This window comes from Mesorhizobium sp. M2A.F.Ca.ET.067.02.1.1 (assembly GCF_004023285.1).
Lineage (GTDB): Bacteria > Pseudomonadota > Alphaproteobacteria > Rhizobiales > Rhizobiaceae > Mesorhizobium.
This window is the reverse complement of record NZ_RZSB01000668.1, coordinates 1-3,336: the sequence shown is the minus strand read 5'-3', so window position 1 is coordinate 3,336 and position 3,336 is coordinate 1. Positions and strand designations below refer to the sequence as shown.

Sequence of the window (3,336 nt, the reverse complement as noted above, 5' to 3'; positions counted from 1 at the left end):
CGTCGGGGCCGGTGTCGTTAAGGATGCGGCTGCGCTCGGGCGTGCCCATGCCTTGCCGGAAGGCGACCGGGAACGTGTCCAGCGGTTCGTCGTCGACGCCGCCTTCAAGCCCAAGCCGGCGCAGTCCGTTGGGGCCGAACGCCACCGTCATAGCGCGGCCCGCGGGCACCCCGTCGCCGAAGCTGGTTTTGCCGATGACGAAGTCGAGCCACGCCTTGCGCTTCGCCGCCGGCAGGCCGTCCGGCACCTGGATCGCAAGCATATGCGCGTCGCCGAGCGCGCCGAACGGCCCGAAGAAGATCGACTGGATTTCGCCGGATTCCAGCGCTTCGAGGGGCGAGGACGGAGGCTCTGGCAAGCTGGTCGCGTCCGCAGGCCGCGCTTGCGGTCGCGGCAGGGAACCGAAAAGGCTCAGCCAGTCGCGCGCCTCGTTGCCGGTAGCCGAGGCGATGCCGCGCCTGATCCTGGAGTTGATGCGGATACGCGTGGTGTTGAGGCGCGGATAGGCGGTGTACCAGAACAGCGTCGGCACCTGCTGGCGCCGCGCCCAGCGCTTGAAGCGATCGCCGTCGCGCGCGCCGTCCAGGAACAGCCAGCGCGTGCGCGGATAGCCGTCAGTGTTGCTCCACACACCGGTCAAGCCGGCCGAGGCCTTGGCGATGAAGTCCTCGAGATAGCTTTCCCAACTGCCTCCGTAATTGGAGAAGAACATCAGCCTGTTGGTGCCGGGCAACAGCACCCAGCGGGCGAAATGAATGGTGTTGATGGTGGCGAGGAAGCCTGGCCTGAACACCTTCTGCGCCGATATCGAGATCAGGTAGAAGGAGAGCCGCAGCGCCAGCCGCCGCAAGATGCCCACCTTCATCGTCGAGATCGCCGTCAGATTGTTCTGCGCGGTGTGGTCCTCATGGGCGAGGATCTTTTCGAGCGCTCCGATCTCGACCGGCGTGCTCGCCGGCTGGTCCTTGTCCTCGAGCCGCCGCAACGCCAGGAAGCAAAACCCGACGAACAGGGCGAGAATGGCCAGCAGACCGAGGACTGAAAGCAGAAGCGAGGTTCCCGCAATCGCGATGTTGGTGAAGGTGACCCCATGCGGGTTTCCGAACACGAGCACATAAGTCATGCGCCAGAAGGCCAGAATGACGATCGCGACGGTGGCGAACATAGCAGGCGTCAGCAGCGTCGTCGTCAGCGCGCGCGACCAGTGGCCGGGCGGTCTTTCCAGCAGGCTTTCGGCGGGCTCGAATGCCCAGCCGAATTGCCCGAGGCACTGGACATGGCGACGCGCCTCGGCAAGCACATCCATCGCATTGCCGGTGCCCGCGCGCGGCTTTTCGACGATCTCACGCACGCTGTCGGCGAGCTTGGCCTCGGCCAGGATCCGCCGCACGGAATGTCCCGGCGTGCCGGAGAAAACCAGCCCGGCGGCGCTGCCGAAAGACGGCGATATCTCGATGTGCTTCCTCTTCAGGAAGTCTTCCAGCGAACCGCCGTCCGGGAGGCCGCAGACATCCCTGAAAATCGGCCTCAGCCGGTGACCGATCGCTTGCGCTATGGCGGCAATGACATCGTCGGTGCTGCCGTCGCCCGAGATTTCCAACACCAGCGCGCCGGTCTCGGCCCCCGATTTTTCGTCCTTGCCGGTGGGAGCGACGGCCAGGCTGGTGAAATGAATGGTGCCAACCTTGTCGAGCGCGGCGCTGATTTCGCCGATCGCCGGATTGCCGAGATCCGCGACGTTGTCGCGCACCGCATCGAGCGGCATCGGTCGGGTGATCGGGCAGACCACGGTCACCATCGACTGCTCGGCGGTGCGGCAAAGCGGCGAGCGCTCGAAATCGACCTTGAGGCTCGCCGGGTAGGCGCCGACACTGACCATCTTGCCAGCCCTGCCCCGCGCGCGGGTCAGCTTCGGCTTGCTGAACAGGGCGCGGATGCATTCCCCGATCTGAATGCGGGCGATTTCCGCGCCGATGCACAGATGGATGCCGTAACCGAAAACCATGTAGTCGCGATGCGGGCGCGAGGTGTCGAACGCGTTCGGCCGCTGCACGATCTCCGGATCGAACATCGCCGAGAGCGTCGCCGGCATGACGACCGTTCCGGCTTTGACCACGCGCTCCCGGCGGGTACCCTTGCCGATGACCGCGTCACGCCTGGTGTAGCGCCAGGGTCCGATCCAGATCGGCTTGAAGCGCATGGCTTCCATGATCGCCCGGTCGAGCTTGCCGGTATCGCCGGCGCCGAGGGCCTCATCCACGGCCTGCCGTGCATCGGTTCGCGACAGGATCACATCCAGGCAATTGCTGCCGGCAAGCACATTGGTCGGCACGAAGCCGGCGACCATGCCGAGCATGATGGAATGAATGTCGGGCAGCGACAGGCGTCCCTGGTCCATCAGCGCGACCAAGCGAGCCAGCGGCCTGTCATCCTTGTTCGCCTTTTCCCGGACCGCGGCGATCGAGCGGTCGATAATTTTGATCAGGCGATCTCCCCCGACCACGGCAAGCTGGCGCGTGGTGGGATTTGCCGTCGGATCGGAAAAGAACAGCGCGCTGAGCGCGATCGACCAGTCGGCGAATTCGGTCTCATCATCGATCTGAAGGCCGAAATAATCGCGGCAGATGCGCACCGGAACGATCTTCATCAAGCCTGCAATGGCATCGAAGCCGGGGCTGGCGCGGGTCATGATCTCGCGCGAATGGCGCTCGGCGATCGGCCTGACGGTTGCTTCGACCTCCGCCGGCGGGAACGCGCTCAGCACGGCCGATTTCATCTGCCGGTATGCGGCGCCGTCCTGCATGCCGAGAATGAAATTCGAGCCCCGGGCCAACTCGGCCATTTCCGGCCCGTAAGGCGTCTCGAACTCGTCGCCGCGCTCCAATATGTCGCGCACATCCGCGCCCTTGGTGACGAGCAGGAAATTGCCGAAGCCGGGATTCGGCCAGAAGCGGCGCAGCAGCGCCAGCAGCCAGCGCGGATCGCCGAGAAGAAAGCCGGCGATGCGCGCGGCAATGCCGCCCTTGGAACGCAGTCGATAGATGTCGAACGGCGGCATTTCGGCGACGGGACGCTGGCTCTTCTGGGCGGCCCGGACCGCGGAGAAGTACTTCAATGTGATCATGCGCGTTCAAGCCCCCCGGCTGTCCACGTCAATGCGATGCCGGCACCATCTGGCCTAGGTTTGCATCGGTCCGGCGTATGTGAATTCGTTCACAGTCATCTGTTGTCGGCCCGGCAATCATGCGGCTGACTTGGCCCGATCGAAATTGGCGATCAGGAAATTGTTCTTGGCCGGGTCAACGAACGGTATCCAGCGTATCCTCTGCTCGGAAA

1 protein-coding gene is annotated in these 3,336 nt (G+C 64.7%); it reads right to left on the bottom strand.

Annotation, left to right across the window (positions count from 1 at the left end):
- Positions 1-3,124: cytochrome P450 (locus EOA28_RS29665; RefSeq protein ID WP_148670929.1), on the bottom strand; the 3,124-nt coding region annotated here is incomplete at its 3' end.
- Positions 3,125-3,336 lie beyond the last annotated feature (212 nt).